Genomic DNA, 23951 nt, shown 5'->3' with positions numbered 1-23951 from the left:
CGCGAAATCGGTCCGGGGAGTGATTCACCATTTCAGTTTCGCAGCCTTCTTTGCAGCCTTCCTGCGCCGAGGTCCAGCACCATTGTCCGCGGCCCCTTGTGTCGGCGCTTCGCTCGTACAGCGGCGTCAGGGCGAAAACGCGCTGGTCAGGGCGTCGACCAGGACTCGGACCTGCAGCAGGGTGCCGTCGGTGGCGGCCGCGGGTGTCTGGGCGAGGACCTGTACCGCCAGGTCGAGCACGTCACCGAGCCGGCCGTCGGTGACGGCTGGCGAGGCGCCGCGGAGGCCGGCCCGCAGGGAGTGCTCGCTCCAGCGCGTGCGGGCCAGGCCGTCCGCGAGGCCGCGTTCGTCGTCGGTAGGGAGCCAGGTTCCGGCGTGGTAGTCCTGCAGCAGGCCAGCGGCGGCCGCGTCCAGCGAGTCCGGGGCAGAGGTTGTCGGCATGGACTGTGTAACGAGCGACTTGGGGCGCGGCGTCGGTGGCAGCCAACGGGGCCGGGCGGGACCCGGTTGGGTGTGGTGGGGCTGCACGTGAGGCTGCCTGCCGGTTCGATAGTCCGGAACGGCTCGGCGCGGCCCCCGACGCGCCGAGCCTTCCTCGTGTGCTCCGCTCTGCGCTGGCCGAGGCGGTTGACCTGCACAGGTGTTCCGTTTTGGCTGGTCAGCCGGATACGGTGGCAAGATCGGCACATGGGGAGGTACCGGTATGAGTGCTGCCAGCGGTGCAGGTCCCGGTCGGCCGGCTGGGGAGACTGTGGGCCCTGATGGGCTCACCAGTCGCCAGGCCCACATTGTCGAGGTCATCGTGGACTCCGTGGCCCGACGTGGGTATCCGCCGTCGATGCGGGAGATTGGTCAGGCGGTGGGGTTGGCCAGCACGTCATCGGTCGCGCACCAGGTGATGGCGTTGCAGCGCAAGGGCGTCCTGGAGCAGGACCCGCACCGGTCTCGTACCTACCGGGTACGGGCGTCCTGGGTCCAGCGGCGCACCGGCGGCGACGTCGAGCTGGTTGAACCGGGGCTGGAGATGCCGGTTTTGCCAGCGCCGGTGTTCGTGCCGGTGCTGGGTCGGATCGCGGCGGGCGTCCCGATCCTGGCCGAGGAGGTCGTAGAGGAGTTCTTCCCGCTGCCGCGTGAACTGGTCGGTGATGGCGAGCTGTTCGCGCTGCAGGTGGCCGGGGATTCCATGACGGGCGCCGCGATCTGCGACGGGGACTGGGTGACGGTGCGGCAGCAGCCGACGGCGAACAACGGTGACATCGTGGCTGCGATCATCGAGGGCGATGCGACCGTGAAGCGGCTGAAGCGGGAGCGCGACCGGGTATGGCTGCTGCCCGAGAATCCAGCGTTCGCTCCGATCGAGGGAGAGAACGCCACCGTCCTGGGGAAGGTCGTAGCGGTGGTGCGTGCCCTGTGACCAGGCCGTCGGCAGCGGCTCTCAGTCGACTTCGAGATAGGCCACGATGATGATCGTATTCCGAATAGTCAAAAAGTAAACGAAACGGACGCCGGACTCGTCGTCGCGGTAGTCCCGCAGGCCGTCGGGCCTCAGCACGCCGATGTCCGGTCGGGCCTCCAGGGCCCCGCGGGCCCGCTCGACCGCGCTCGCCTGCTGAACCGTGCTGATCTTCTCCAGTTGGCTGTGCGCGAGGGGGCTGTAGAAGACCTCCGCCTTGCGCGGCCGGGAGTGACTAGGCGACACGCCCCGCCCCACTGACCCGGGCCCACATCGCTTTGTGCGCCTCGGCGGCCGGCACGCAGTCCTCCAAGGCAGGCACGCCGTGCGCAGCGATGTATTCCAGGACACCAGCCAGCGCTTCCGCAGACTCGCGTTCGGCGGCCGCGGACGCAAGCAGCGCTTCCGGCTGGCCCTCTTCGAGGCCTTCGGGAACGGACTCGGGGTGCTGTGCTGTCATCGCGGCGTCTCCTGGGATGGAGCTGGGACCGGGTCGTGGCTGGCGGTCACGCGGCCGGTGGTGGCACGCACGCTGGGTGCGTGCCACCACGGTACGGGAAATCCGACCGGGGTTGAATTGGGATGCCGTGATCGTCCACTGGCCCTTCCCCTCACACGGGGGATTCGTCAGGTCCCTCGGCAGGGCCGTCGACCTCGCCGTCCCGGGTCCACCGCTTGAGGACCTTGCCGTGGCCGTCGGTCTCCTCCAGCAACTGAATGATCACCTCTGAGTCCGGGTCCGGGTTGCCATAGAGACCGACGTAGCTTCGGTAGGCGCGCAGCGCCGTGTCGTGGTTGTCCCAGCTGCCGGTGACGGTCGGGCCGCCGCGGTGGAATTGCAGGTACGCGATGAAGGTGGTGGTCATCGGCTCGGGGTCAGGCCGCGCTTCGAGCGGCCGGCAGCGCCCAGTCGTGAGCATCGGCCTCTCGTTCGGTGATCCCTGCCGGATTGACCAGGACGGTCAGGGCCACTCCGCGCAGGCGGCCTTTGGGCAGGCCGGTGATCCTGGTCATCAAGGCGGTATCGACTCGCACGGTGATCTGTCCATGGGCCCAGGCGTCCAGCGCCACGTGCGTGGTCGACTCGCCAGCGCGCACTATCCACGCGCGGCTTCGCTCGTAGGTTGCCATGCCTGCCTCCGTACACATCGTGCCTGATCAGCCTTGTCCAAGCGGCGAGGCACGTCAACGCGAATGGCGCTGAGCCCTGCCGTCAGCCTCTGGTCAGAGCAGACCGACCTGCTGGAGGACCCGGGTGTCTGCGTTGTACGGGTAGTGGTGACCGTGCTCAAGGCTCTTCTGGACGAGCTGCCCCCTCTCCTTATCCGCGTGGAAAGTCGACCAGTTGTGGCATGTCTCGCACACCTCGATCGTGAGGAAGGGTCGCAGGAGGTGCAGGCCGCGGTCGCGGTCGACCAGGTACAGACTGCCGCTCTCGATCGTGTTGCTCGGATGCTTCATCGTCGAGGTGGGTACGACGGGATGGTCGCCCATCAGGCGCCGGAACATGATCGAAGCCTCCGCCTGGTAGGCGTTCCACGACACGGACGTCACGTGCACAAGGGGCAGGTCAGCGAGGAACCGTGCATGTCCCAGCAGCAGCTCCAGGTCACCGCGTGCCTCCTGCAGCGCCGCGGGGAGGGTGACTGCGTCGAGCGCACGCCCGTGCGCTCTGGCGTTGCGGCGGTCTGCCAGCCGGCTGCGTGCCTGCTGGACGTCAGCACTGCTGAGAAGGGTTCCCAGCTCGTGGAGGGGGTTGTCCTGAGGCAGGCCACGCCGGGTCCTTGCCCCTCCAATTTGCTGCAGGATCACCGTCCAGTCCCCCAGTCCTGGGCCGCCCGCGCCTCCGGACAGTTTGCGTTGTAGATCCGCTACGGAGGAGAGACTTATGCCGGCTTCGTGAGCGAGGGCGGCCGCGACCAGAGCGCCGTACCCGAGAAGTGCCTCCGCTGCTTCGAGAACGGCGTCGTAGGCGGGCCCTGTGTCGTTGGCGCTGAGCCGCGCCTCGACTTCTCGCCAGCGCAACGCGATGGGGTACGGAAGTCGGGTGCGGAAGATGTAGCCCGGTTCGTCAAGCTGGGCTGCGGCTTCCGCTCGGAGACGGGTGAGCTGGCCAGCCTCGATGATGGAGCGTCGCGCGTTCTCGGGGTTGGACCCGGTGTCGTAGACGGAGTTGGCCAGGCTCGCTGCTTCTGCGCTCCAGCTACTCATCCGCCCGCCAGCTGTGCTCAGTTCCTTCAGCGCTGCCGAGAGTGCCTGATCGGCTGCAGGCAACGTCAGGGCACGGAGGTCTCTGAGCGAAAGCCGCTGGAGCCCGGCCGTGCCGTAGGCCAAGCGTCCAACGCTGTCCGAGCGCAAGAAGACGAGGATCAGGCGAGCGTGGTCTAGCGGCAATGAGGTGACGGGGCGTAGGACGAGGAGGCTACCGACAGCTGCCGCGGGCAGGTCTGACTCCTCTACACGAGCTGCCTTGGGGTGTCCGGTGACCACTTCGGATAGCAGAAGGTCTCCGGCTCGGAGGTGGAATTGTTCCGGTACATCGTTCCGCCAGATGTCGGTGTCTTCGTCCGGTTCGGCGATCTCACCGTCCCGGCTCAGGTGTCTGAGCCTGATCAGGCGTACGGCATCCGGCCGATCCGGCGGGCAAGCACCCTCAGATACAGGAGCCTTGATCGGATAGCTACGCCAAACGCTGGAGATCACTGTCTCGAAGGGCACACCTGACGTTGTCGACTGATCCTGGCCGTTCGCAGACGGGCTGTCCAGCTGTTCCCCGACACTCGACATGGCTCCCCCTTGAGCTCAAGATGATCGGATTCTAGGGCGGCCAATGGCGAGCCCGGTCGGTTTCCCAGCAGGTCACGCGAGTTGTGCGGGACCGTCCTCGCCCATGGACGGGCATTGACTCATGCCGTTCGGTCCATCCGCGCTGGCCGTGCGGCGGGGAACCTGCCTTCGCGTTCACCCCGCTTGAAGGCCAGGGCGCGCAGCCGTGCGTCGTCGCTGCTCGCAGTGCGGGGGCACGCGGCCTCGATAGCGGCCTGGCCGTCGACGAAGGATTCTTCCGGTTCCCGGCTGAGGCGCAGCGCGGCATCGTGCTGTGCGGCCCGTTCTTGTGTCTCCTGCTCGAAGCCCGACCGTTCGGCGGCGCGGGCAGCTTCTTGGGCAGCAGCGAGCGCGAGGTGATACCCGGCTGGCGCGTCGGCTCGGGACCGCCCCGGGCGCTCCGGCTCGACAGGGGCCGCGATCGGTGACTCGGTGGTGACCGCAGCTGCCGGGCGGGCCGGGGTGCGGGTGGTGCTGCCGGGTTGGTGGACCTTGATGGTGCGGACTGCCTCGGGTCCAGCCGTGTCAGCGATGCGCTGCAGCAACGTCTGCTGTAGAAGGCGGGCTTGGGTGGCGTAGGCGGGTGAGTCGGCCAGCAGCTCTAGGGTGGCGGTGGACTCGTCCCAGGTCAGGACGGCCACGTGGGCGGCAAGTTCCGGAGCCAGGGTGGCCCAGTGGTCGACCAGGCTGCCGCCGACGACCGGGGTCTCCCAGCCGCGGGCTGCGACGAGGCTGCTGATCGCTGCTCCGAGACCGACGGGATCACGTCCCGCGCCGCGGGCCGGTGCCGCGCCGGTTCGCCGCCTGCTGCGCTTCGTCGACGCCGATGTGCTGCGCCGCTTGGCATCCTCCTGCGCGGCCCGCAGTGCTACGCGGGCGAGGTCGATGCCGCTGGGCTCGGGTGTGGTCATGCCGCCTCCCATCGCTGCTGCAGGACCACTCGTCCTCCGCCACTGCGGTGCCGGAGGACCTGGTCGACGACCTGGTGCGTGTACAGGCGCCGGGCGTCGTCCTCGCCGAGCGCATCGATGGCCGCCTCAATCAGGACGGGGTTCTTGGCAGCGAGAGTCCGCAGGTCCAAGACCTCTTGCCGGGTCAGCCCGTCCAGGTCGATGCGGCCGGTGTCGTCGGCAGCCAACGCCGGTACTTCCTCGAGGGGTTCGGCAGCGCGGCCCACGGCGGCTGCCCGCACCCGGGCCTTGTCGACGGCACGGCGGAATCCCGTAGCGACAGCCTGGGCACAGGGGTAGCTCACCTCGCCACCCCAGTCGTCGTGACGGGCGTGCTCGGCGCGACGACTGTCGCGGACGCGCTCCACGGCGGCTTCGCGAGATGCGGCGTGCGGCCACACTGCCGTCGCACCGTGCAGGCGGCGGGCTAGGAAACCGGATGGTCGGTGGACACGGCCAGGGGCGTCGCCGCTGGCTAGCCAGGCAATGACCTCATCCGCGGTCCATCCCGCGTCGGAGACCTCCCGCACGATCCAGGCGATCCGGGGCACTGAGGCGCGGCCCATCCACGGGACCCGGCGGACCAGCTCGCCGGCCAGCTGGAAGCGGCGGCGCACCAGGTTGCCCCCCGCGGCCCTGCCGCAGGTCTTCGAAGTGCGGGTGGAGCGAGATGTTTTCCCGCTTGCGATCTCCTCAGAGGGTGAGGGGGAAGTACCGGTAGTAGAAGACGTGCAGGTAGAACCCCCTATTGGGGTGCAACGCCCCCGTCGCGCAGGTGCCTTCGCGACGGGTCGACGGGTCGGGGTCGAGGCACTCCCGTCGGTACGAGAGCGAGGCCTACGCGGTCGGTCCGCAGCGACCTTCGCCAGATGGCCCATCAGCTTCCGTGCACAGTCCGCGACCCCGACCATCCGGCGCCGCACCCCGTCTCCGACCGTGCGGACGCCGAGAGCAGCGTCGAAGGCTGAAGGGATGACGAGAGCGAACTCCGAGGCCTGAGCAGGGCCGCCCTTCACCCGAGTGCCGCGCAGCACGTAGGCGAGCAGGCCCGCTTCCCGGAGCATCTCCATGTGGTACTGGACGCTCCTCTCCGACAAGCCAGTTCGACGCACCAGGTACTCAATCCCCGGTCGGCACGGCGACAACTCCGCCATCACCCGCGCCACGCGCACCGTGGTCGCGCCGAAGACGCGGGGGCCGTGTCGGCGCGACGGCACGTACACGCCCGATCCAGCGACCCAGTGCACCGCCTGCAGCCACGAGTAGCCGTCGATAACGATCCGGCCAGGCGTGGTGTGCACCCACTGCTCTGCCTCAGCAACGTGGACCGAGACGTGCTCCACCGGCAGGGGGTACCACCAGCTGGTGGTCGTTACTGGCTCGCTGGCGAAGCCGTCCGGCGCCGCACCGTAGGCGGGCTGCATCCCGGCGGTCACCGCCACTCCCCCATCGAGAGGAGGGACACGACGACCCAGCCGGGTGTGATGTTCGTCTCACCGGGTGATGTGAGCCGGAGAATTTTAGGGGTCGAAATCAGTACGCGGGCACGCCAACGTTGGCGCGCCGCCAATCCGTCGTGCAAAATGGCAGCCGTCCTCGTCTATCGGATGAGGGCACGACGGAGCCCCTCTCGGGTGCTTCGCAGGTTGGAGAACCTGAAGATCGAATCGTTCGGCCGGCGGCAACCGGACGGACAACCCCTTCGGGGAGGCTGCGAACCTCCTCGGTGGCACGGGGGCGCTGAGCCTCGGTGATTGGCGTCACTGAGAAGGTCAGCGTCCCGGGCGGTCAAGCCGCCCTTAGACCTACGTCATCTGAGCCCCCTCGACAGCAGGGGTGCATCCAGGGGCGGCATGAGGCAGCACGAACACCCCACCGACGGACCAGCGCGTCTGTGTGCGGCGCTGACCCCACGGCGGGGTGCTGTGTGACAGTCGGCGGGTACGGGTACCCTGACTCATGTCGATCACCTTTCCCTTACTGAAAGGCTCGGCAGGCCGAAGGACCTTGTCGCAGAGGTCAGTCGGCCACGTGGCCCCAATTTCGACTTGCTCAAGGTCGATGGGGCCACATTCTTTTTGATCAATCTCGCAGGCCACTGTACCGCCCGGCAGGTACCACAGAGCCTGCCGGGGCCCACGTGTCGTCCCTGAGGTGGAACTCCCACACGCCGTCAGGAAGCCGCCTGCTCCAAGACCGAGAGCCATCGCACCTGCCTCCCTTATGCGCCCTGTAGGGCGCTGGCGTAGTACGAAGCCAGCACCGCCTCGGCTCCGGATCCCTGCGCCGTCGCGATCCTCTGGTACTGCGCCGATCGCAGATCGCCAGCGATGCGGATACGGGGATGTTGCAGGGAGGTCGGGCAGTAGCCGTCGGCGCTGCGCTCAAGCCCTTCCAGCGCAGCCGGCCGGTTTCCGAGATTGGTCAGTAGCGTGTCGACGGCGTAGACCTTCCTCTGTCCAGCACGATCGGTCACGTCGACCGTCCATCCGGCGCCGAGCGTAGAAGCAGCGATGTTCACGTGGTCGACGGACACGAGGCGGACGCGCTCATCGTGAGCAACTTCCGCAGCCTTGTAGTCGTCGCCCGGCGGGACGAGGACGTGCAGCTTGGCCGTAGCTGTCGGGTGAGCACGAAGCCACGTTCCGAGAGGACGATCGGCACCAAGCACGTACGTGTAGCCAGTGAGATCAGCCGGGGTTGCTCGCCAGAGGGGATTTGGCTGCAGTCCCTCGGAAGCGCGGATCCAGGCGGCCTCTACCGGGGTCAATGCTGCGACCCCGGTGGCGACGATGATGGTTCCGGCGGTGAGAGCGTGTCCGTCCGACAGGACGAGCTCTGCGTAGTCTTCGTTTGCTGAAGCACTGATGGCACGGGCGTTCATCATGGAGCACCGGCCAGCCTGCTGTAGCCGGTCCAGGTCGTTGATGAGGGCGTCAGCTAGCTGGGGGCCAGTCGCCCATCCGCCCATCACGTTCTCCAGAGCGCCGATGAGGTGCAGCTTGCTGCCGACGCGTAGCGTTTCGACAACCGTGGTCCGTAGGCCCAGGCTGGCGGCCATTACGGCCGCGGATACGCCCGCCGGCCCGGCTCCGACAACGATCACGTCGGCTTCCTGCGCTGAGGTGCTCACCTAGGACCTCCAGGTGGGTTGCCAATATGGGTGAGTACGTCGTGTGTGGTCACGAGCTGCGAGGACCCGATGTTGCGTGCCGCGAGCATGATCGCTGCGTCGTGATATTCGGGGCCGCCGGTGGAGGCACAAGCGTCTGTCACGACCCACGGGCGGAAGCCTGCGTGGTAGGCCGCGATGGCTGAGTCGTAAACGCACGAGTCAGTGTCGATGCCGCACATGACGAGGTCAGTCCACCCGCCGCCCTGGAGAAGACGAGTTCCCTCGGCAGTGAAGATGGACGACTGAGGCTTGTCGATGACGCCAGCGGCGTCATCGACGTAGGCCGACAGCTCTGGGATGAGCTCCCGCTCTTCTGCGGTCCGCAGTTTGGTCCAGCCGGTGATGGTCTCGTACGGCGATCCTGGCGCATTGAGAAACCGCGCGAACACGATCGGGGCGCCAGCACTGTGCCACTGCTTCACCACGTTCACGATCGCGGGTATCACGCCGCGGCTGTGGCCGTTGACGAAGCCGCGCTGAACATCGATGACGATCAGCGCCGTCGAGCGAGGACCCACCAGTCCGCCTTCCATGTCACTGTCACGGGTTGCCATCACGTAGAGCATCCTGGGCGGCTCGCAGCCGATCAGGAAGTTCGCTGGTTGCCAGGATGGCCTCTCGCATGACCCGATGCTGCGCCGTTTCCGTAGGGCGCGCAGTGGTCAGCCGGAAGTACGCGCTACGCAGGAAGCGCCAACCGTAGGACGGCGGCATCACGGGGTCCTGGCCGTTTTCGATCATGCTCAGGACATGAGAGGACAGTGCCCAGAGTGCTTGCGCGTCCACTTCGAGGGCGACGACCTGAGACATCGTCAAAGCTCGCTCGTCTGGACGCGGGTCGTAGGCGACGCCGGACCAGGCCGCAATGCCGGGCGATACGCCGCCGCCGAACGGTACAGCCTCGGGGTGCGCCCAGCCCCCGTGGAACTTGACATCCTCGACTCCGTGGCCGAGAGGTAGGACATTGCCCGGGTCCTGCCTGTTGACCAGGACGGACGGCGTGGCCAGCAGTTGGAGCGCGGTGTCGAGGCCGTCCCCTCGCCAAGAGTGCTCCCGCAGTTCGTAGGCGGAGAGGACGTACTCGGGTTCCGGAACTGAGGCGGCAGCCACAGCCTGGCTTCCGTGCGGTGCATGCTGACCCAGCAGCTGAGTGAGACGCATCTGGACCCAGGCGCGATCTCGCGGGTAGGACCCGTAGCGCCACAGAGCGAGCTCGGTGATCGAGTCCACCTGACGGTGCTCTTCGAGATGGAACAGTGCGACGCCGCATGCGTAGACATGCACAGTCGAGGCTCGGGCTGATCGGTGAAGCGCAGGAAGCACGCGCTGGTCAAGGCCAGCGGGCCCCGGCGGCCGTGGGGCGGCAGCTGCGTAGACCGAGCCGAGTGCCGGGCCAACGTACACAGGCAGAAATTTATGGGAGACGACAGTGCAGGGGCCCGGCCGGCCGCCAGGCGCCGGGGAGTGAACCAACTCGCCCTGTTGCCCGGCCAGTCGAAGGCTGAAGGCCTCCTGCTCATCCGGGGTGCAACGGGCTAAGGCCACGTCGAGGAGCTGTGCCGTCGAAGGACGGCACTCTCGGTCTGGCCTCTCTTGCCACTTGCTGACGGTCCGCGGGCTGACCCCTAGGCGCCCGGCGAAGTCGCGGACAGAGTCCCTTTTCACCTGGCGCAGGAGGGATGCCTTCCCACCTGTCCATGTATCCACGGCGATCACTACACACCCCCTCAGCTGCCTTCGGCCAGGGCTGATCCGTCGTAGTTCCACGCTGGTTCCACGCCAGCGCTACACCAGGTCCTCTCGCACACGACTCCGAAACCGAAAGCTGTGTGATGCCAGACCCGTATCCGTGTGGAGAGCGAGAGTTGACATGCAGACAGCACGTCCCGGTACGCCGTTACCGGCCTTGCTCGCGCTCTCCCTCGATGATCTGCACTCGCCTCGCAAGATCGGCGAGCTGACGCTCGATGCTCCGCAAGGCGCGGGCCGTCGCGTCGTCCTCAACCACTGGCGGGACCGCGCTGACATAGGTCCCACGGCCCTGGATGGAATAGATCAATCCGAGATTCCGGAGCTCCTTGAGGGCGCTCTGCACCGTGCCGAGTGCCACCTCGTAGGCGTCGGCCATCTCCCGCGTGCTGGGGAGCTTTTCTTCTGGCGCGAGCTGTCCACTGCGGATCTTGTCTCTGACGTCTCCCACGATCCGCATGTATGGCTGCACACCTTCGCTGGTCATGAGCGACATCGTAGAGCGGCCCTCTCCACCTAGCTAGCTTCCCTAACTCCGTCAGATCACTTGACACAGCTGCGACTGTATCAGCTAAGTTAGCAATGTCGGCACAGTGCCCGACTTCCTCCCTCTACAGCAAGGGGAACCTCCATGAACTGCAGCACCAACGCCATGGCCGGCCACGTGGAGGGCCTGTACCGCCGGTACTCCGCCCGGCTCGCCGCCCACTCCGCGACGCTGCTGAGCGACGCCGGTCTCGACCTGGCCCTCGTCGACGAGGTGACCCAGGAGGTGTGGGTACAGGCGCTCGAACAGCCCCGGCTGCCGGACTGGGACGACCTGGCCGTGAAGGCCAAGCGCGTCATCTTCGACATCACGCCGGAGGGCGACCGCCCCGAGGTCCCCCAGGGCCTGCGGATCGTCGGTGCGCCGGTGGGCCCGCTCTACAAGGACCTGCCCGAGAGCGTGCTGTGCGCGGGCGAGACCCGGAGCGGCAAGAGCCCCGTTCAGCAGCTGCTCAGCGTGTGATCCGGCGCCTTTCGCCGGAACCGCCCCTGAACGGGCGGCGCCGGTGATGGGCGCCGGATCCCTCGGCCCCAGCTCACAACTCCACAGCGTGATCCACCACATGTACGACGGCCGTGACCACACCGGCTGAGGTGAGTGGAGACCAGTCGAGGAGCCCTCTGGGCGAAACGACTCTAAAGACCGGATCTGGCCGAGGGCACGAACGCCGGCGGCGCGACGACCCCGAGAGCGATTCCTCGGGCGAGCGGGACTGAGGTGCAGATCCATATCGCGCAGCACCACGGGCACGTCACCTCCCGATGTGAGGACTGAGGGATTCCAGCCCCACAAGGTGACCCACGCGGATGAAGCGACCGCGACTTGCACTTGCAGCCCTGCGCTGCCCAGACGTCACCGGCCCGCTCGTCGGTCCGGTGACGGTGGAGAGCGTTGGGATGCCGCCCCGCACACCGCGGCAGAACCAGCTCTGATCAAGGCCACCGACGCGCAGCGTCCTGCGCCGCACCCTTGTGCCCGTCACGGACACGAGGGCTTGGCGAGCCACTCCGCATCTACCGGTAGCACGAAAGGTAACTGCCATGACCGCTATCCCGAAGCCCTGTGACCCCCGCACCCCGCTGCAGCAGGTCAGTGACCAGCTCACCGCCGCCCGTCAGCAGCTGCTCGGCGGCAGCCTGTCGCGCTCCCAGCGCCAGGTGCTCGCCAACCGCATCGGTGGGCTCGAGCAGGAGGCACAAAGGCTGCAGCAGTAGCAGGTAGTCCCCGGCACGAACGACCGCGGTCGCCGTCACTCATCGGGTGACGGCGGCCGCGGCTGCTCGTACCGAGCATCACCGGACCGGACGAAAGGACTTGCTCGTGAATGCATCTCGGCCCTGCCCGCACCAGCCGCCGTGCCCCGCTGCCGGGGCCCCGGACCGCGAAGCAGCACAGATCATGGCCCACCACCCCGAACAGGGCTGGAGCCTCCTGTGCAACGGCGTCCTGCTCTTCGAAGACACCGGTGAGCTCCTGCCGGACGGGCAGGTCATCGCCCCGCACCGCTCGCTCACCGCCGACCGCGTTATCACGGCGGCCTGAGCACCGCACCTTGAAGCAGCACCGCATCCGCAGCACAGCGAGAGAGGAACACCCACATGGACTGGCGACACAACGCGGTGTGCCGCGAGGAGGACCCCGACCTGTTCTTCCCGATCGGGAACAGCGGCCCGGCCCTGCTGCAGATCGAAGAGGCCAAGGCCGTCTGCCGCCGCTGCCCCGTCATGGAGACCTGCCTGCAGTGGGCCATGGAGACCGGCGAGGACAGCGGGGTGTGGGGCGGCTTGAGCGAGGACGAGCGCCGCGCGATGAAGCGACGCGCGGCCCGCAACCGCGCCCGCACCGCTTCCTCCTGACCGCCTTCCAGCACCAGTGGCCACGGGCGCCGGCATCTCAGTTCGGATGTCGACGCCCGCGGCCGCTCGTACCCGCGAGCGGTCAAAACGGGTCGGTCTTCGGGGGTGGCCGCCCCCAAAGACCACAGGCCCCGGAACCAAGAGGAAGGAAGACCAGAACCCATGGACATCATGACAGTCGTGCTGTCCGCTGGCGTCTCGCCCCTCACGGAAGAGCAGGACAAGGACCTCTCCCGGAAGGTCGACGACGCGAATCGGCGCAGCGAGAACGACGTCCGCGCCCGTGGAGGCCAGCGGTGAGCGACTACAGCGTGAACGGCAGCCAAGAACACGAGCCGATCACGACACCGCCCCCGAGCACCGAACCGCCGATCGGCAACGACGACTGAATGGATCTGTCGGTTGCCTCCTCTGCCCGTCCTGGCCCCGCGCCAGTACGGGCAGGGCCGAGGGGAGCCAGACAGACACCCCTACAAATCCTGGAGGCCGCAGTGGCCGAACGCCTCGTGACCGAACTGACCGACGCGGAGCTCGTCGAGTTGGCCGAGGACCGCGAGAGGTGCGCGGCACGCTGCGAGGCCGCGGCGCTTAGTGGCGACCGCGACGCAGCTGATCCCACCAACTCAGAAACCACCCGCGCCCAGGCCGCAGCAGCAGCGAAGGTCGCTCGCGACCACGCCCAGGACTACCGAGAGGAAGCCGCTGACTTCCGCGCCGGCGAGGTCCCCGAGCGGTACTGGGGGGCCTACTACACCGGCTGACTCGGTGCCCCTGTCGGTTGCCTCCCCTGCCCGTCCCGGCCTCGCGCCGTACGGGCAGAGCTGAGGGGAGCCAGACAGGACTGCGGGAGCTCGGCTACAGCCAGCGCCGTACGCAACAACGCCCGCCCTTTCGACCACATTGCCGGGGGGGTTGGCTACGGCGAGAACGTGCTGCCCATTGATTCGCAGGCTCCCGCTCACACCTCACCTCACCTTGGAAGGAGTTCCTCCATGCCCGCCCTCAGCACTCCGCAGCTCGACGAACGAATCGTGGAGCACGAGTCACCGCCGCCTGATCCCGCTCCCGAGGTGTCCGCAGCCCGGCCCACCCAGGTGTCCAAGCCGGCCAAGGACCCGCGAACGATGCGGGCACTAGCCATCACGGCCGCCACTGGCGGCGTGGTCCTGGCCGGCATCGGCTTCACCGGCTCATACAACGCCCTCCGACACCTTGCGGTGTCGAAGGGCTTCGGTTCCTTCGCCTACGCCTTCCCGGTCGGCATCGACGCCGGAATCCTGGTCCTGCTCGCCATGGACCTCTACCTCCTGCGCCGACGGATCCGGCTGCCGTTCCTGCGATGGTTCGCCCACGGCCTGACGGTCGCCACCGTCGTCTTCAACGCCGCGGCCCCCGATGGTCCGCTCACCGCAGATCCGCTCGCGGCCGCGATGCACGGCGTCATCCCCGTTCTGTTCATCGTCGCGGTCGAGGCCGCCCGGCACTGCATCGGGCGCATGGCCGCAATCCTGGCCGGGGAGCAGGAATACGGCTCCCCGCCACTGTTCCGCTGGCTTCTCTCCCCGCTGCCGACCTGGTTCCTCTTCCGCCGCATGCGGCTGTGGGACCTGCCGAACTACCAGCAGGTCGTCAACCGGCAGCGCGAGATCACGATCTACCGGCAGATGCTCCGCAAGCGCTACGGCCGACACGCCTGGCGTTGGAAGACCCCGCCGGACGAGCTCCTCCCGATCAAGATGGCCCGCTTCGGGCTCAGCGTGGACGAAGCTCTGGAGATCCCGGTTCGCGAAGCGGAAGCCGCCGCGGCCCGCGCGGAGGCGGCACGACTCCGGGAACTCGAAGCCGAGACTTCGAGGGGCCTCCGGGAATCCGAAGAAGAGCTCCGCAGGATCGAAATGAACACCAGGATCGAGGTCGCCAAGCTGGGCGCCATGCAGGAGCAGATGGTCGCCCAGGGCCGACTGGAGCGTGCCCGAAAGCAACTTGAGGAGGCCGTCGAAGCTGACCTCCGCGAGTCCGAAGGGCAGGTCCAGCTGAGGGAAGCGGAGGCCGAAAGGGAAGCGCAGAAGCTGCGCGACCAGACGGAGGCTGAGCGCCTCCAGGCGATCCACGACCGCGAGAACGAGCAGCTCAACTGGCAGGAGGAGCTCCGCCGGCGTGAGGCTGCCGCCCAGCAGCAGGCAGCGGAAGCCGAGGCGAAGCGGATCGAAACGGAGGCAGCAGCAAAGAAGGTCGCCCAGCAGCAGCAGGCCGAAGCTGCCGAAGCCGAGCGGGCCGCCGCCGAAGCGCAACTTCGGACTGCCGAAGCGCTCAAGGCCGCTGTCGAAGCCGAAGCCGAAGCCGCGAAGGCCGATGCCGAGCGGGTCGCGGCCGAACGTGTCGCTGCTCAGGAGAAGCTTCGGACGAGCGAAATCCGCCTGCAGGAAGCCGAAACCGAGCGGGCCATCGCCGAAGCGGAAGCTGAGGCGCGGCTGAGCCTGCCGGAGCGGGATGCGCGCAGGATCGCCCGGATGATCGAGTCCCGTGGTGTCGATCGCGTGACTCTGCAGGTCATCGTCGACGAACTGGGGGTCTCCCAGAGCACCGCCAGCGTCCGACGGGCCCGGGCCATCGAGTACCTCAAGGAAGAGGGTCACGCCCTGCCGGAGACCGACTCCGCAGCGGCCTGACCTGCACTGATACGGCCTTCGGCGTATCCACCGGCCCCCGAGATGCCGTCAACACCTCGGGGACTCGGTGAAGGCGCCGAGCGCGAATGCCAGCGCCACTGGTGCCGACCCACGGGGTCGCACCCGCCCCACCATCCCACCAGCCCAGCCCAGGAGGACAGACACCCGTGGAGACCAACAACAGCCGGCGCTGGACGTCGGACGACCTGTTCAAGCCCGGCGGCGTCGCCATCTACACCAACCAGCAGCGCCAGAGGTTCCGCGCGATCGCCGACGACATCCGCGCGCTGCACGCCGAGACCCGCGACGACCTGGCCACCATCAAGTTCCCGGGCGACAAGTGGGGCGAGGCGTCGCTGCGGGCCCGCCGGACCGCGCGCCCGCTGGCCCGCATGGAGGCCCTGATGCTCGAGGCGATGAAGGAGGCCCGGCGCTTCGAGAGGAGCTACGAGGCCCGCTACGTCGTCCTGCCCGCGAAGCGAAAGCAGAAGGCCCTCGAAAAGAGGAACGGCCGCGCCGAGGCGGTGAATTCGCGGACGTTCAAGGCGGCCACGGCGCTCGGCGGGCTCATGAACAACGCCCGGGGCGACAAGGGAATCACGGTGAACGACACGGATTCCTCGGACGAAACCAAGGCAGGCAAGTCCTTCATGGACATCGTGAAGGGCGCCTGAATTGGCGCTTACGAAAAAACAGATCGCCACATGGGGGAAAAGGCTGGATTCGGCAAATACGGATGCCGACCTTGCCCGCGATTTGTGGGAATTGGCGCGCCAATTGGCGAACCAGAATGAAGAGTTGTGGGCCGATCTGGTGCGGCTGCTGCAGCCCTGGACCGAGGCCCATGCCTCGCTGCTGGGGTCTGACGCCCAGGTCGTCTACTGGCAGGGCCGGTTGGCGGCGAACACCTCGAACGCCGACCGGGCCCGCACTCTGGGCGACCTGGCCCGCAAGCTCGCCACTCAGGATGTGGCGCTGTGGGCCGATCTGGTGCGGCTACTGAGGCCGTGGACCCAGGCTCACATGTCGTGACGCTACGCGTTCATCATCATCACTTCGCCGCCTGAATCGGCGGTCTTACGTATGCGCGCGCGTACGCGCGCGAAAGACCCGCTGTCAAGTTGCAGACGGTGACAAGCGAAGGAGAGCGGCCGATGGCCGATGACGACACCGGCGGGGCCGTGCTCGGCTTTGGCAGGCTCCGCGTTCCCGCACTGGTGGGGGCCAATCCCCCGCCGGCCGAGGACCTCCCTGTGCTCCCCGACCTGACCCCACTGACTCCGCCGGCTTCTCTGGACGTCGCCGAAGCCCCCGACCTGACGGCCGGTCTGGCCTCCGAGGGCGATGCCGACTTCGACGGGGAAGCACAGGGGCAGGACATGGCCGCCATGTCGGCGGCGATGATGGCCGGAATTACGGTGGCCGCGCTACGTGGCGCCTATAACGTCGCCACCTACCTCAAGGCCCGCCAGGATCACCTGCGGGCCGTAGGAAAGCAGGCGAAACCCGCTGCCGGAAATCCCGGGAGCCTCCCGCAGGGAGGTTCCGGGGGTGGCGGCGGGGGCCGTAATATCGCGAGCGGACCGGAATTCGGAAGAAATTCCCGAGGTCCCGGGAATTCCCGACTTGGCGGCCGTCCCGGCGGCCGTCAGGGGAATTCTGGTGGGGCCCCGTCGACATTCCGGTCGGGCGGTTCGGGGAAGTCACCCGCAACGCACAAGAGCCCCGGAAAGGGCCCTGGCGGGGCCTCTGGTGGCCGTTCGGACGCGTCACGGGCCCCTGCTGCCGGACGCGTTTCGCAGGCCTCCAGGGCGGCTGGTGGCGCCCCCGGGCACGGCGCTGACCGGACTTCCACGAAGAGTCCGTCGCTGCGCCGGGCAGCGCGCGATCGAATGGCGGACCGGATCCGGAACGGGCCGAAGCCACCGAACGAGGACGCCGTGATCCGCAAAGCGGTCCGCGCCCGCGTAGCGGACCGCATCCGCAAGGGCCAGCCCCCGCCTAAGAAGAAGGAGGACGACGACATCCGGCGGGCGATCCGCGGACGCATCGCCACCTGGATCCGGGAGGGGGGCCCCAAGGACCCGGAGGTCTCCACCGACCCAGCGAAGACCGCGGACGAGAGCCCGAAGCCGGATACCGATTCGGCGAAGGGCGGCACGTCGGGGCCGAAGGTCGACCTGAGGAAGCGGACCGGCCCGAAGGTCGACCTGAAGAAGAAGGGCAAGGCCCGTGAGGAGAAGGCACCGTCCGACGGCGCCGACGGCGCCACGGCGCCTCCGCCCAAGGCCGCGCCCACGGACACTGGCGGCGGCACCGGGCCGAAGACCGATGGCGACACGACAACGCCACGAGACGACGCCGGCCAGGGCGGCCCGGGTGAAGGACCAACGAGCACACCGAGCCCCGGTCCGGGAGGCGATGGCCCCTTCGGGCCGCCGCCCGGGTGGGGCTACAGGGACGGCGTGACGATCACCGTGGAGCGCATCGACGATCCTCCCCAGCGCCCGAGGTCCCGACCCGCGAGAGGTTTGCGAGCAGCAAGGACAGGAGCGTTTGTGCCCGGCTCGAAGGACAACACCCAGTACGACGAAGACGCGGAACTGACGATCCACGACCTGATCGACAGCGACGCCGACATGGCGGAGGAGATCAGGGCGGGCGCGGACGGTGCCGCTCGTGCCGGGGAGGGCGCCGAGGATCTGCAGAACAGGCTGGAGGTTCTGTACGCCGAGATCCTGCGCCTGAAGATCCCCGGCATCCTCCCGGGGTGGTGCCTGCTGCTCTTCGAGAAGGCAGAGAGGGTGCAGGCCCTCGCGCAGGGACTCGCGGCGAAGATCCCGCTGGCCGCCGAAGCCATTGAGACAGCCGGCGCCAACGCGGCCGCGCGACACAAGGACCTTGCCGACACGACCCGCGACATGGGTCACAGCGCCCCGGCCGAAGCCAGCTACCACGACGAGTGAAAGGAGGGCCCATGCCCGGCGACGTCGAGCCGCGCCCGGAAGGCCAAGAGCACGACGCGATGCCTGTACCCGGAGCCGGAGGCGCACCGCGCTTCGAAGGCGAAGACAACGGCGGCAGAGGGGCCCTGGAAACGGCGGGCAACGCCCTGGCCGTGGTCGGCAGCGTCCTGGTCGAGGGAGTTCGCTACACCGTCCTCCTCACGCAACTGACCGCCGCCAGCGTCGCCCTGCGGGGCCTGTCGGAGACCGTCCGTTCCGCATACCAGTACGTGGAGGCCTGCGGCGAGCAGGTCAACGGGATCGCCGACCTGGCCGCGCAACTCGACGTCGATGAGCTCACGACCGGCGAGCACCGCGACGCGGCCACCATGATGCGAACCGTGCTGGAAGACGCCGAAGCCATGGCCAGCGAGGTCGAGGAGATGTCCACGCTGTTCCAGGAGACCGCTGACGCGCACGCCGCCGAGTACGGCCCTGTCGTCGACTCTAAGCACCGCATGCCCGTGGACATGGCGAACCGCATCTTCTACAGCAACAACCGCTGACCAACCCCCCTGCTCGGAACCCGAGGGCGGCGGACACCACCGAGTGTCCGTCGCCCTCGGGCTGTCCGTACGCACCCCTGACGTAGTGAAGGAGAAGACCATTGACCCCCCTGGGACCGGTGACCGGTCGCTTTGCCGTGATCCGCCACCGCGGCGGACGACTCGCCACCATGGCCGGAACGGCCGCGCTCGTGGGCACCGCGTTCCAGCCCGACTGGTACGCCCCCTCCCTCGCCGCGGCTCTCGCCGCGACCGGCTGGGCCGCCGCCTGGTCGCTGACCCTCACCAAGGGCCGCGAGATGGACGTGTGCGCCTGCGTGTACGCCGCATCGCCCGTGTCTGCGGCGATCCTCCTCACCGTGGAACGCTTCGTCGGCGGCACCCACTGGTGGGAGCTGGCGATGGACGCCGCGTGGACCGGCATCGTGTGGCGGTGGCGCCCGGCGCTCTTCGCACGCGTACTGGCCGACCGTGAGCCGTCGGCGAAGGCCGACGCTACGGAGACCAACGACGTGGTGCCCGCCACCCACATCCCGGTGTCCACCCACCCGGTGGCCGAGTGGTGGGCCGCTAACGCGGGCCGCTCCGAAGGCGCCGCGCCGTACACGGCTTTGACCGACGTGGAGAAGACCGGGCCGCACTCGTTGCGCGCAGTGATCTACGCGACGGTTGCCGGTCAGCCCGTCCCCGCCGTGAACAAGGCGGCGCTGTCCGCTGCGCTGGACTGGCCCGAGGACCAGATCCGGATCAACCCGATCCCGGGACGCGGCGCCGGCTTCAAGCAGCTCCTCCTCGGCACGCCTCCACGGACCATGGGCGACTTCAAGGACGTGTGGACCGAGGACATCGCGCCCAAGGGCATGCCCGGAACGGTCATCACCAGCGTCCGGGCCATCGACATCGACAAGGTACTGGGTGAGCCGTGAGTAACAGGATCATCGAGCTGGCCGTCGAAGCACCACCTGGTGAAGTCATCACCTACGACCCGGTTCGGCTCGCTGATCTCCTGGGGATCGACGACCCCGCCCGGCTCTCGGTGGAGACCGACGGCATGCGCAGAGCATTGGTCACCATCTACCCCTACGACCCTCTCCGGTACGTCCAGCTGCCCGACCCGCGCGAGCTCGCGATGGACGCCCAGGGCCGCATCTGGGTCGGCCGGTACCACAACGGCCGCCCGGCCCGGATGCGCCTGTTCGACCCTCGCGCAGGATCCGCGCAGCGCGGACTGCTGTTCGGGACCACCGGTGCGGGCAAGTCGACGGGCCTGCAGATCATCCTGGCTGCGGAGAAGCGGTCGGGGATCGTCACGTTCCTGTCCGACCTCAAGGGCGGTCAGTCCGTCCCCGAGGCCCGCGACAACGTCGACTGGTTCGTCACCACGCAGCAAGGCGCCATGGCGCAGCTGAAGACCGTGTGGCTGATCATGCAGGACCGGCAGGTCCGCTACTCGCAGGCCGGCCGGTCGAAGTTCCTGTTGAACCGGCCTGACCCGCTGATCTCGCTGCGGATCGACGAAGCGAACCGGCTGCTGGAGCGGGGCGCTCCGTACCGGGCCGAGGCCACGTTCTACATCAAGGACATCGGCCGCACCGGCCGGTCCCTGGGCATCGGCGTTCACCTGTCGGCGCAGGCCGGCCACCTGGAAGAGCTGGGTGGCAGCGACACCCTGCGCAGCATGCTCAAGGACGGCGAGGTCATCCTGCTGCGCTGGACGTCGACGATGATGAAGCAGCTGGTGTCCGACGGCCTGCTTCCCCCGGGGCAAGCCCTCGCACCGATCCCGAAGTATTCGGGCGGCGTCAAGCTGGTCTCCCAGTTCGACGAGTTCGCAGAAGAGGAGCGGTCCGGCACCCAAGGCCAGGGCTACCTCCTGGCCGGTCCGAGCCCTGACGCGCGGTTCAGGTTCTTCACCGTCGGATCCACCGAGCCGGTCGAAGGCCTGGACCCGGAGATGCTCAAGCTGTATGGCGACGAGGCGCCGACCCCTCTGGAGGTCGCCTCCCACGCTGCCGCAGGCGAGGCCTACGCAGAACGCCTGGACGGGCCGGAGGCGATGAGGGCCGCGTTCGGCGACGAGGAAGACGGCGCCGACGACGACGCGCCCGCCGGCGCAGGCAAGCCGCAGCGCGGATTCGCGGCCACCGCGGGTCCCGACCGCGGGCCGTCGCAGCGTCCTCGGACCGTGAGCGAGCGCGTCACGGCCGTGCTGGAGTCCACCGACGGGCCCATGGACGCCCAGGACGTCTGGGAAGCGGTCAACGCCGACGGCGGCCGCGAGGTCAAGCTCGGCTCCATCCGCAACGCCCTCACCGCCTTGCGGTGAGCCGACGCGGCATCCCTCTCCCATCCACGGGGGTGTTCGGCCTGCCCGGCAGGCGGAACACCCCCGGTCAGTTCGGAAGGCAGGACGATGACGACTACCTCGAACAGTACTGACAACTCAGGTACCGAGCGCAGCACACGACTCCCGGCCGCCGCGGCGATGATCCTGCGTGAACGGCAGCGTTGCCAGAGCCCGACGCCCGCACCCGAGGTCATCGTCATCGACGAGATGCCGCTGCTCGGCCGCGACTCCCAGCAGGTGCTGGACCTACTGCTGGACCTGGTGCACACCGGCCGCAAGCCCGGCCTCTGCCTCAAGCCGGAGCACTCGCAGCTGCGGCTGCAGTACCCCAGCCTGGCCGCCATCGAAGCATCCCAGCGCGGGCCGGCCGCCACACGCAACGCGCCGCAGCGTCACGGCCGCGCGTAGGCGGCAAGCCGGCACCAGCAGCCGTTGACCAACACCACACCGGCTACACGGAGCAGATGCCGCTCCCCATGCCGCAGCACCACGCATCGCATCCCGACGACCATGGAGTTGACCGACCATGCCGACCAACGGCCAGACCCGCACCCTCCCCTCGCAGAAGGCGACACCGCCCCCCGGCCGCCGAGGCTGGCGAGCGATCGTCGCCGCGCAGTGGAACGCCACCTGGGCGGAAGGCAGCCCGGTCCATCGCCTGTGGGACGACCTCCGACAGGCACCGATCCGCGGATGGCACGGCATGGCCCACTGGATCAAGGGCGTCATCGCCGGCGTCGGATTCAGCCTGGTCGTTCTGGTGCTCTACGGCGCCGGCGCCGTCCTGTGGTCGCTCTTCACGCGGCTCCTGACCGCGGCCCCGCAGGTTCAGGTCGGCGACGACACCTCTTCCGGGGTACGGGCGGTCATCGACCGTCCCGTCCGGGCCTACCTGGCCGCTGGCAGTCAGGGCCTGACGGTCAGCGCCTCGACTCTCTACGCAATGTGGCAGCTCACCGGTCTGGCGGCGCTGATCCTCGGGTTCCTCACCCGCAGCAACGCGATGCGCCTGACGTGGACCGTCTGGGGTGCCGCGACGATCGGCATGGTGTGGGCCGCATCGCCGGACGGCGCCCGCACCGTGGCGACAGCGGTGGCAGTCCTGGCGTGGACGCTCACGTCCACGATCGCTCTGCGCGGCGTGCGGCTACGCCGCCGGGTGACGATCTACAACGAGGGCCCGAACATCCGGCACGAGATCGTCATCCCCACGCCGACCAGCGCGGGCCCCGACAGGCACAGGGACTGACGCGGCCCGCCCGCTCAGCCGAGATCAACCATCAGGCGGCTGTCCGCGTCCACCCACGCCGGATACACATGGCCGTCCACGATCGCCCGGTCCACGAAGACCTCCAGGTCCGGATCGGTGGACTGGATGACGAGCACGCCGTCCGGATCGGTGAAGGCCTGCCAGGTGTACCCGTTGACGTCCATCACCGCGTCGAACCCGACGGGGCCGTCGTCGGGGAAGAACCACCCCACCCCGGCCACCCCCTTTCCCGCTCCCTCATGTGCGGTACCAGCGTGACGTACCGCCAGGCCGGAGAACAGAGCAACACCCGGTCGACGTGCCGCACCCGTCGGGTCCGCGCAACCGCCTGACGACTGCCCGATCCGCCCGTCACGCACGGGCGGTGAGGAGAGCCGACTCAGTCGAGTCCTTCCCGCCACGCGCCAGCCGTACCGCCAGCGCGCCCACCACAGCGACCCCGACCCCCGGAAGGGAGACGCCATGCCCGCCGTCCATACCTCGCCCGGCGGAGCCATACAGACGTACGACTGGGGGAACGCCCCGCTCAACGTCTTGGCCACCCGCCGGCAACTGCGCGCTCGAGGACGCGGCCCGGCGGTCACGACCCCGTCGCTCAGCTTCGCTGCCGCAAGTGCCTCGGCCTTACTCGACCCTGCACCCGGATGGCGTGGCTGTACCGGATCGACCTGGCGGTCCCGAAGCTGCCCATGACACCGGCGAAGCAGCGCGCGGTAACGATCGCGCTGGAAGCCCGGAAGCGGTGCCCGCTTTGCCTGCGGCTCTACCGGTTCTGCCTCCCGCTCCGCACGGTCGGCAGCTGCCTGGAGTGCGCGGAATGCATCCCGGCCGACCCAGCCGACTACGTGGATCCCCCCGTGGAGGACCTCGCGGCGTAACGCCGCCCAGAAAACGGCTCGGGGCAGCCGCTCGGCCGCCATACCCGGCTGCCCCGACGCCACATCCGTTCCCTCACATCGGGTGGGAGTCCCGCATGTCTCTGCAAGCAGGCTGGATGAGCAGGGCTGACCGCCGCCGCTGGAACGCGGCCCGGACGGTCTCCGACCTGGCGACGCTGATGGCCGCCTGGCTCGAAGGAACCATCGCCAGTCAGCCCGGCCACATGCCGGGCCACGGCCCCGACCCGGAAACGCACGACCTGGCCGGCGCCCTTGCCTCAGCCAACCGAGCGGGCTACCTGACGGTCTGCTCACAACCCGGCGCCCACGACACCATCGACGGGCAAGGGGTGTGGCGGCAGCACGCGGCGGTGGAAGGCTTCATCAGCTCCCCGCCCCTCCTGCACCGCCTCACCCAGGCCGCCACGGCAGCGGGCATCGCCGTCATCCGGCACACCATTCACGACCGTCGCGGCCGCGGCGGGCGGCCCGTCATCACGTGTGACGACCGCACCCGCCTCACGTTCGGCGACGCGCTCAACGCCCGCAACATTCGGCAGATCTTCCGAGGCTGCCACCCGGCCGCCCTCACCGCGGTCTGCAGCGCGGCTCAAGTCACCCTCATCGACCCCAACCCCGGCCAGCGAGGGGTGCTCTGGGACCTCCTGGCGCAGGTCACCGCACCGCCCCCCATGCCGACCTGAGCACGACCCACACGAC

Annotated in this window: 31 protein-coding genes; 18 read left to right on the top strand and 13 right to left on the bottom strand. The window is 68.6% G+C overall.

What is annotated here, in order from left to right; translation table 11 throughout:
- Positions 1-126: 126 nt before the first annotated feature.
- Positions 127-441 (bottom strand): hypothetical protein, encoded by a 315-nt coding sequence (locus ACFV3E_RS36845; protein WP_500539354.1) that lies wholly within the window; start codon positions 439-441, stop codon positions 127-129.
- Positions 442-703: 262 nt separating this feature from the next.
- On the opposite strand from ACFV3E_RS36845, the gene lexA reads away from it, so the two are divergent.
- Complete coding sequence (lexA, locus tag ACFV3E_RS36840) at positions 704-1414, top strand: transcriptional repressor LexA (protein WP_500539352.1); 711 nt, start codon at positions 704-706, stop codon at positions 1412-1414.
- Between the two features lie 21 nt (positions 1415-1435).
- On the opposite strand, the gene ACFV3E_RS36835 is transcribed toward lexA, so the two are convergent.
- The 11 genes from ACFV3E_RS36835 to ACFV3E_RS36785 all read right to left on the bottom strand — a co-directional run bounded on the left by ACFV3E_RS36835 (position 1436) and on the right by ACFV3E_RS36785 (position 10640).
- On the bottom strand, positions 1436-1699 hold the full coding sequence (locus tag ACFV3E_RS36835) for a hypothetical protein (protein WP_500439620.1): 264 nt from the start codon (positions 1697-1699) through the stop codon (positions 1436-1438).
- Positions 1689-1913 (bottom strand): hypothetical protein, encoded by a 225-nt coding sequence (locus ACFV3E_RS36830; RefSeq protein ID WP_500539350.1) that lies wholly within the window; start codon positions 1911-1913, stop codon positions 1689-1691. Before ACFV3E_RS36830 ends, ACFV3E_RS36835 begins: the two co-directional genes overlap by 11 nt.
- Before the next feature lie 151 nt (positions 1914-2064).
- A complete protein-coding gene (locus tag ACFV3E_RS36825) occupies positions 2065-2319 on the bottom strand; it encodes a hypothetical protein (RefSeq protein ID WP_500539348.1) in 255 nt (84 codons plus the stop codon).
- A gap of 10 nt (positions 2320-2329) precedes the next feature.
- Positions 2330-2584, bottom strand: a complete 255-nt coding sequence (locus ACFV3E_RS36820) for a hypothetical protein (RefSeq protein ID WP_500539346.1) — start codon at positions 2582-2584, stop codon at positions 2330-2332.
- A 93-nt stretch (positions 2585-2677) separates the two neighbouring features.
- Positions 2678-3787, bottom strand: coding sequence for a restriction endonuclease (locus tag ACFV3E_RS36815; protein ID WP_500539344.1), 1110 nt, complete (start codon positions 3785-3787; stop codon positions 2678-2680).
- 572 nt (positions 3788-4359) lie between these two features.
- Complete coding sequence (locus tag ACFV3E_RS36810; RefSeq protein ID WP_500539342.1) at positions 4360-5190, bottom strand: DciA family protein; 831 nt, start codon at positions 5188-5190, stop codon at positions 4360-4362.
- A complete protein-coding gene (locus tag ACFV3E_RS36805; protein WP_500539340.1) occupies positions 5187-5846 on the bottom strand; it encodes a hypothetical protein in 660 nt (219 codons plus the stop codon). The genes ACFV3E_RS36810 and ACFV3E_RS36805 overlap by 4 nt, the downstream gene beginning before the upstream one ends.
- 1604 nt (positions 5847-7450) lie before the next feature.
- The gene (locus ACFV3E_RS36800) at positions 7451-8362 is read right to left on the bottom strand and encodes an NAD(P)/FAD-dependent oxidoreductase (RefSeq protein ID WP_500539338.1); all 912 of its coding nucleotides are present in this window, start codon (positions 8360-8362) and stop codon (positions 7451-7453) included.
- Positions 8359-8958 (bottom strand): cysteine hydrolase family protein, encoded by a 600-nt coding sequence (locus ACFV3E_RS36795; RefSeq protein WP_500539336.1) that lies wholly within the window; start codon positions 8956-8958, stop codon positions 8359-8361. The genes ACFV3E_RS36800 and ACFV3E_RS36795 overlap by 4 nt, the downstream gene beginning before the upstream one ends.
- Entirely contained in the window at positions 8945-9688 is a 744-nt protein-coding gene (locus ACFV3E_RS36790) for a hypothetical protein (RefSeq protein WP_500539334.1), read from the bottom strand. The genes ACFV3E_RS36795 and ACFV3E_RS36790 overlap by 14 nt, the downstream gene beginning before the upstream one ends.
- Positions 9689-10301: 613 nt before the next feature.
- Positions 10302-10640, bottom strand: coding sequence for a GntR family transcriptional regulator (locus tag ACFV3E_RS36785; protein ID WP_500539331.1), 339 nt, complete (start codon positions 10638-10640; stop codon positions 10302-10304).
- A 144-nt stretch (positions 10641-10784) separates the two neighbouring features.
- Here ACFV3E_RS36785 and ACFV3E_RS36780 point away from each other — a divergent pair, with 144 nt between their 5' ends.
- The 15 genes from ACFV3E_RS36780 to ACFV3E_RS36710 all read left to right on the top strand — a co-directional run bounded on the left by ACFV3E_RS36780 (position 10785) and on the right by ACFV3E_RS36710 (position 22332).
- Entirely contained in the window at positions 10785-11162 is a 378-nt protein-coding gene (locus tag ACFV3E_RS36780; RefSeq protein ID WP_500539329.1) for a hypothetical protein, read from the top strand.
- A gap of 578 nt (positions 11163-11740) precedes the next feature.
- Entirely contained in the window at positions 11741-11914 is a 174-nt protein-coding gene (locus ACFV3E_RS36775) for a hypothetical protein (RefSeq protein ID WP_500539327.1), read from the top strand.
- A gap of 106 nt (positions 11915-12020) precedes the next feature.
- A complete protein-coding gene (locus ACFV3E_RS36770) occupies positions 12021-12242 on the top strand; it encodes a DUF5999 family protein (RefSeq protein WP_500539325.1) in 222 nt (73 codons plus the stop codon).
- 56 nt (positions 12243-12298) lie between these two features.
- The gene (locus tag ACFV3E_RS36765) at positions 12299-12556 is read left to right on the top strand and encodes a WhiB family transcriptional regulator (RefSeq protein ID WP_500539323.1); all 258 of its coding nucleotides are present in this window, start codon (positions 12299-12301) and stop codon (positions 12554-12556) included.
- A 162-nt stretch (positions 12557-12718) separates the two neighbouring features.
- Positions 12719-12856: a hypothetical protein gene (locus ACFV3E_RS36760; RefSeq protein ID WP_500539321.1), complete on the top strand. Its 138-nt coding sequence runs from the start codon at positions 12719-12721 to the stop codon at positions 12854-12856.
- A 191-nt stretch (positions 12857-13047) separates the two neighbouring features.
- On the top strand, positions 13048-13317 hold the full coding sequence (locus ACFV3E_RS36755) for a hypothetical protein (protein WP_500539319.1): 270 nt from the start codon (positions 13048-13050) through the stop codon (positions 13315-13317).
- A gap of 231 nt (positions 13318-13548) precedes the next feature.
- The gene (locus ACFV3E_RS36750; protein ID WP_500539317.1) at positions 13549-15225 is read left to right on the top strand and encodes a DUF2637 domain-containing protein; all 1677 of its coding nucleotides are present in this window, start codon (positions 13549-13551) and stop codon (positions 15223-15225) included.
- 167 nt (positions 15226-15392) lie between these two features.
- Positions 15393-15899 (top strand): hypothetical protein, encoded by a 507-nt coding sequence (locus ACFV3E_RS36745; protein ID WP_500539315.1) that lies wholly within the window; start codon positions 15393-15395, stop codon positions 15897-15899.
- A 1-nt stretch (position 15900) separates the two neighbouring features.
- Positions 15901-16257 carry a hypothetical protein gene (locus tag ACFV3E_RS36740; protein WP_500539313.1) on the top strand — a complete coding sequence of 119 codons (357 nt, stop codon included), beginning with the start codon at positions 15901-15903 and terminating at the stop codon, positions 16255-16257.
- A 908-nt stretch (positions 16258-17165) separates the two neighbouring features.
- Positions 17166-18191: a hypothetical protein gene (locus tag ACFV3E_RS36735; RefSeq protein WP_500539311.1), complete on the top strand. Its 1026-nt coding sequence runs from the start codon at positions 17166-17168 to the stop codon at positions 18189-18191.
- Between the two features lie 11 nt (positions 18192-18202).
- The gene (locus ACFV3E_RS36730) at positions 18203-18736 is read left to right on the top strand and encodes a hypothetical protein (RefSeq protein WP_500539309.1); all 534 of its coding nucleotides are present in this window, start codon (positions 18203-18205) and stop codon (positions 18734-18736) included.
- A gap of 101 nt (positions 18737-18837) precedes the next feature.
- The gene (locus tag ACFV3E_RS36725; RefSeq protein ID WP_500539307.1) at positions 18838-19662 is read left to right on the top strand and encodes a hypothetical protein; all 825 of its coding nucleotides are present in this window, start codon (positions 18838-18840) and stop codon (positions 19660-19662) included.
- Positions 19659-21062: a P-loop NTPase family protein gene (locus ACFV3E_RS36720; protein WP_500539305.1), complete on the top strand. Its 1404-nt coding sequence runs from the start codon at positions 19659-19661 to the stop codon at positions 21060-21062. The genes ACFV3E_RS36725 and ACFV3E_RS36720 overlap by 4 nt, the downstream gene beginning before the upstream one ends.
- Before the next feature lie 87 nt (positions 21063-21149).
- Positions 21150-21491, top strand: coding sequence for a hypothetical protein (locus ACFV3E_RS36715; RefSeq protein ID WP_500539303.1), 342 nt, complete (start codon positions 21150-21152; stop codon positions 21489-21491).
- A gap of 118 nt (positions 21492-21609) precedes the next feature.
- Positions 21610-22332, top strand: a complete 723-nt coding sequence (locus ACFV3E_RS36710; RefSeq protein WP_500539301.1) for a hypothetical protein — start codon at positions 21610-21612, stop codon at positions 22330-22332.
- 14 nt (positions 22333-22346) lie between these two features.
- Here ACFV3E_RS36710 and ACFV3E_RS36705 read toward each other — a convergent pair whose 3' ends face one another.
- Positions 22347-22574 (bottom strand): hypothetical protein, encoded by a 228-nt coding sequence (locus tag ACFV3E_RS36705; RefSeq protein ID WP_500539299.1) that lies wholly within the window; start codon positions 22572-22574, stop codon positions 22347-22349.
- 288 nt (positions 22575-22862) lie between these two features.
- On the opposite strand from ACFV3E_RS36705, the gene ACFV3E_RS36700 reads away from it, so the two are divergent.
- Both ACFV3E_RS36700 and ACFV3E_RS36695 read left to right on the top strand, forming a co-directional pair.
- On the top strand, positions 22863-23231 hold the full coding sequence (locus ACFV3E_RS36700; protein WP_500539420.1) for an RRQRL motif-containing zinc-binding protein: 369 nt from the start codon (positions 22863-22865) through the stop codon (positions 23229-23231).
- A 95-nt stretch (positions 23232-23326) separates the two neighbouring features.
- Positions 23327-23935: a DUF6919 domain-containing protein gene (locus tag ACFV3E_RS36695; RefSeq protein WP_500539297.1), complete on the top strand. Its 609-nt coding sequence runs from the start codon at positions 23327-23329 to the stop codon at positions 23933-23935.
- The last annotated feature ends 16 nt before the right edge of the window (positions 23936-23951 follow it).

Source organism: Streptomyces sp. NPDC059718 (genome assembly GCF_042733315.1).
Taxonomy (GTDB): Bacteria; Actinomycetota; Actinomycetes; order Streptomycetales; family Streptomycetaceae; genus Actinacidiphila.
The sequence above is the reverse complement of the archived record's forward strand: the minus strand, read 5'-3'. Positions and strand labels throughout refer to the sequence as shown.

Coding starts and splice junctions, on each gene's coding strand:
- ACFV3E_RS36830 (WP_500539350.1), bottom strand. CDS start 1,913: ATGACAGCACAGCACCCCGAGTCCGTTCCCGAAGGCCTCGAAGAGGGC.
- ACFV3E_RS36750 (WP_500539317.1), top strand. CDS start 13,549: ATGCCCGCCCTCAGCACTCCGCAGCTCGACGAACGAATCGTGGAGCAC.
- ACFV3E_RS36775 (WP_500539327.1), top strand. CDS start 11,741: ATGACCGCTATCCCGAAGCCCTGTGACCCCCGCACCCCGCTGCAGCAG.
- ACFV3E_RS36825 (WP_500539348.1), bottom strand. CDS start 2,319: ATGACCACCACCTTCATCGCGTACCTGCAATTCCACCGCGGCGGCCCG.
- ACFV3E_RS36820 (WP_500539346.1), bottom strand. CDS start 2,584: ATGGCAACCTACGAGCGAAGCCGCGCGTGGATAGTGCGCGCTGGCGAG.
- ACFV3E_RS36760 (WP_500539321.1), top strand. CDS start 12,719: ATGGACATCATGACAGTCGTGCTGTCCGCTGGCGTCTCGCCCCTCACG.
- ACFV3E_RS36730 (WP_500539309.1), top strand. CDS start 18,203: ATGCCCGGCGACGTCGAGCCGCGCCCGGAAGGCCAAGAGCACGACGCG.
- ACFV3E_RS36810 (WP_500539342.1), bottom strand. CDS start 5,190: ATGACCACACCCGAGCCCAGCGGCATCGACCTCGCCCGCGTAGCACTG.
- ACFV3E_RS36785 (WP_500539331.1), bottom strand. CDS start 10,640: ATGACCAGCGAAGGTGTGCAGCCATACATGCGGATCGTGGGAGACGTC.
- ACFV3E_RS36715 (WP_500539303.1), top strand. CDS start 21,150: ATGACGACTACCTCGAACAGTACTGACAACTCAGGTACCGAGCGCAGC.
- lexA (WP_500539352.1), top strand. CDS start 704: ATGAGTGCTGCCAGCGGTGCAGGTCCCGGTCGGCCGGCTGGGGAGACT.
- ACFV3E_RS36765 (WP_500539323.1), top strand. CDS start 12,299: ATGGACTGGCGACACAACGCGGTGTGCCGCGAGGAGGACCCCGACCTG.
- ACFV3E_RS36780 (WP_500539329.1), top strand. CDS start 10,785: ATGAACTGCAGCACCAACGCCATGGCCGGCCACGTGGAGGGCCTGTAC.
- ACFV3E_RS36710 (WP_500539301.1), top strand. CDS start 21,610: ATGCCGACCAACGGCCAGACCCGCACCCTCCCCTCGCAGAAGGCGACA.
- ACFV3E_RS36695 (WP_500539297.1), top strand. CDS start 23,327: ATGTCTCTGCAAGCAGGCTGGATGAGCAGGGCTGACCGCCGCCGCTGG.
- ACFV3E_RS36845 (WP_500539354.1), bottom strand. CDS start 441: ATGCCGACAACCTCTGCCCCGGACTCGCTGGACGCGGCCGCCGCTGGC.
- ACFV3E_RS36795 (WP_500539336.1), bottom strand. CDS start 8,958: ATGGCAACCCGTGACAGTGACATGGAAGGCGGACTGGTGGGTCCTCGC.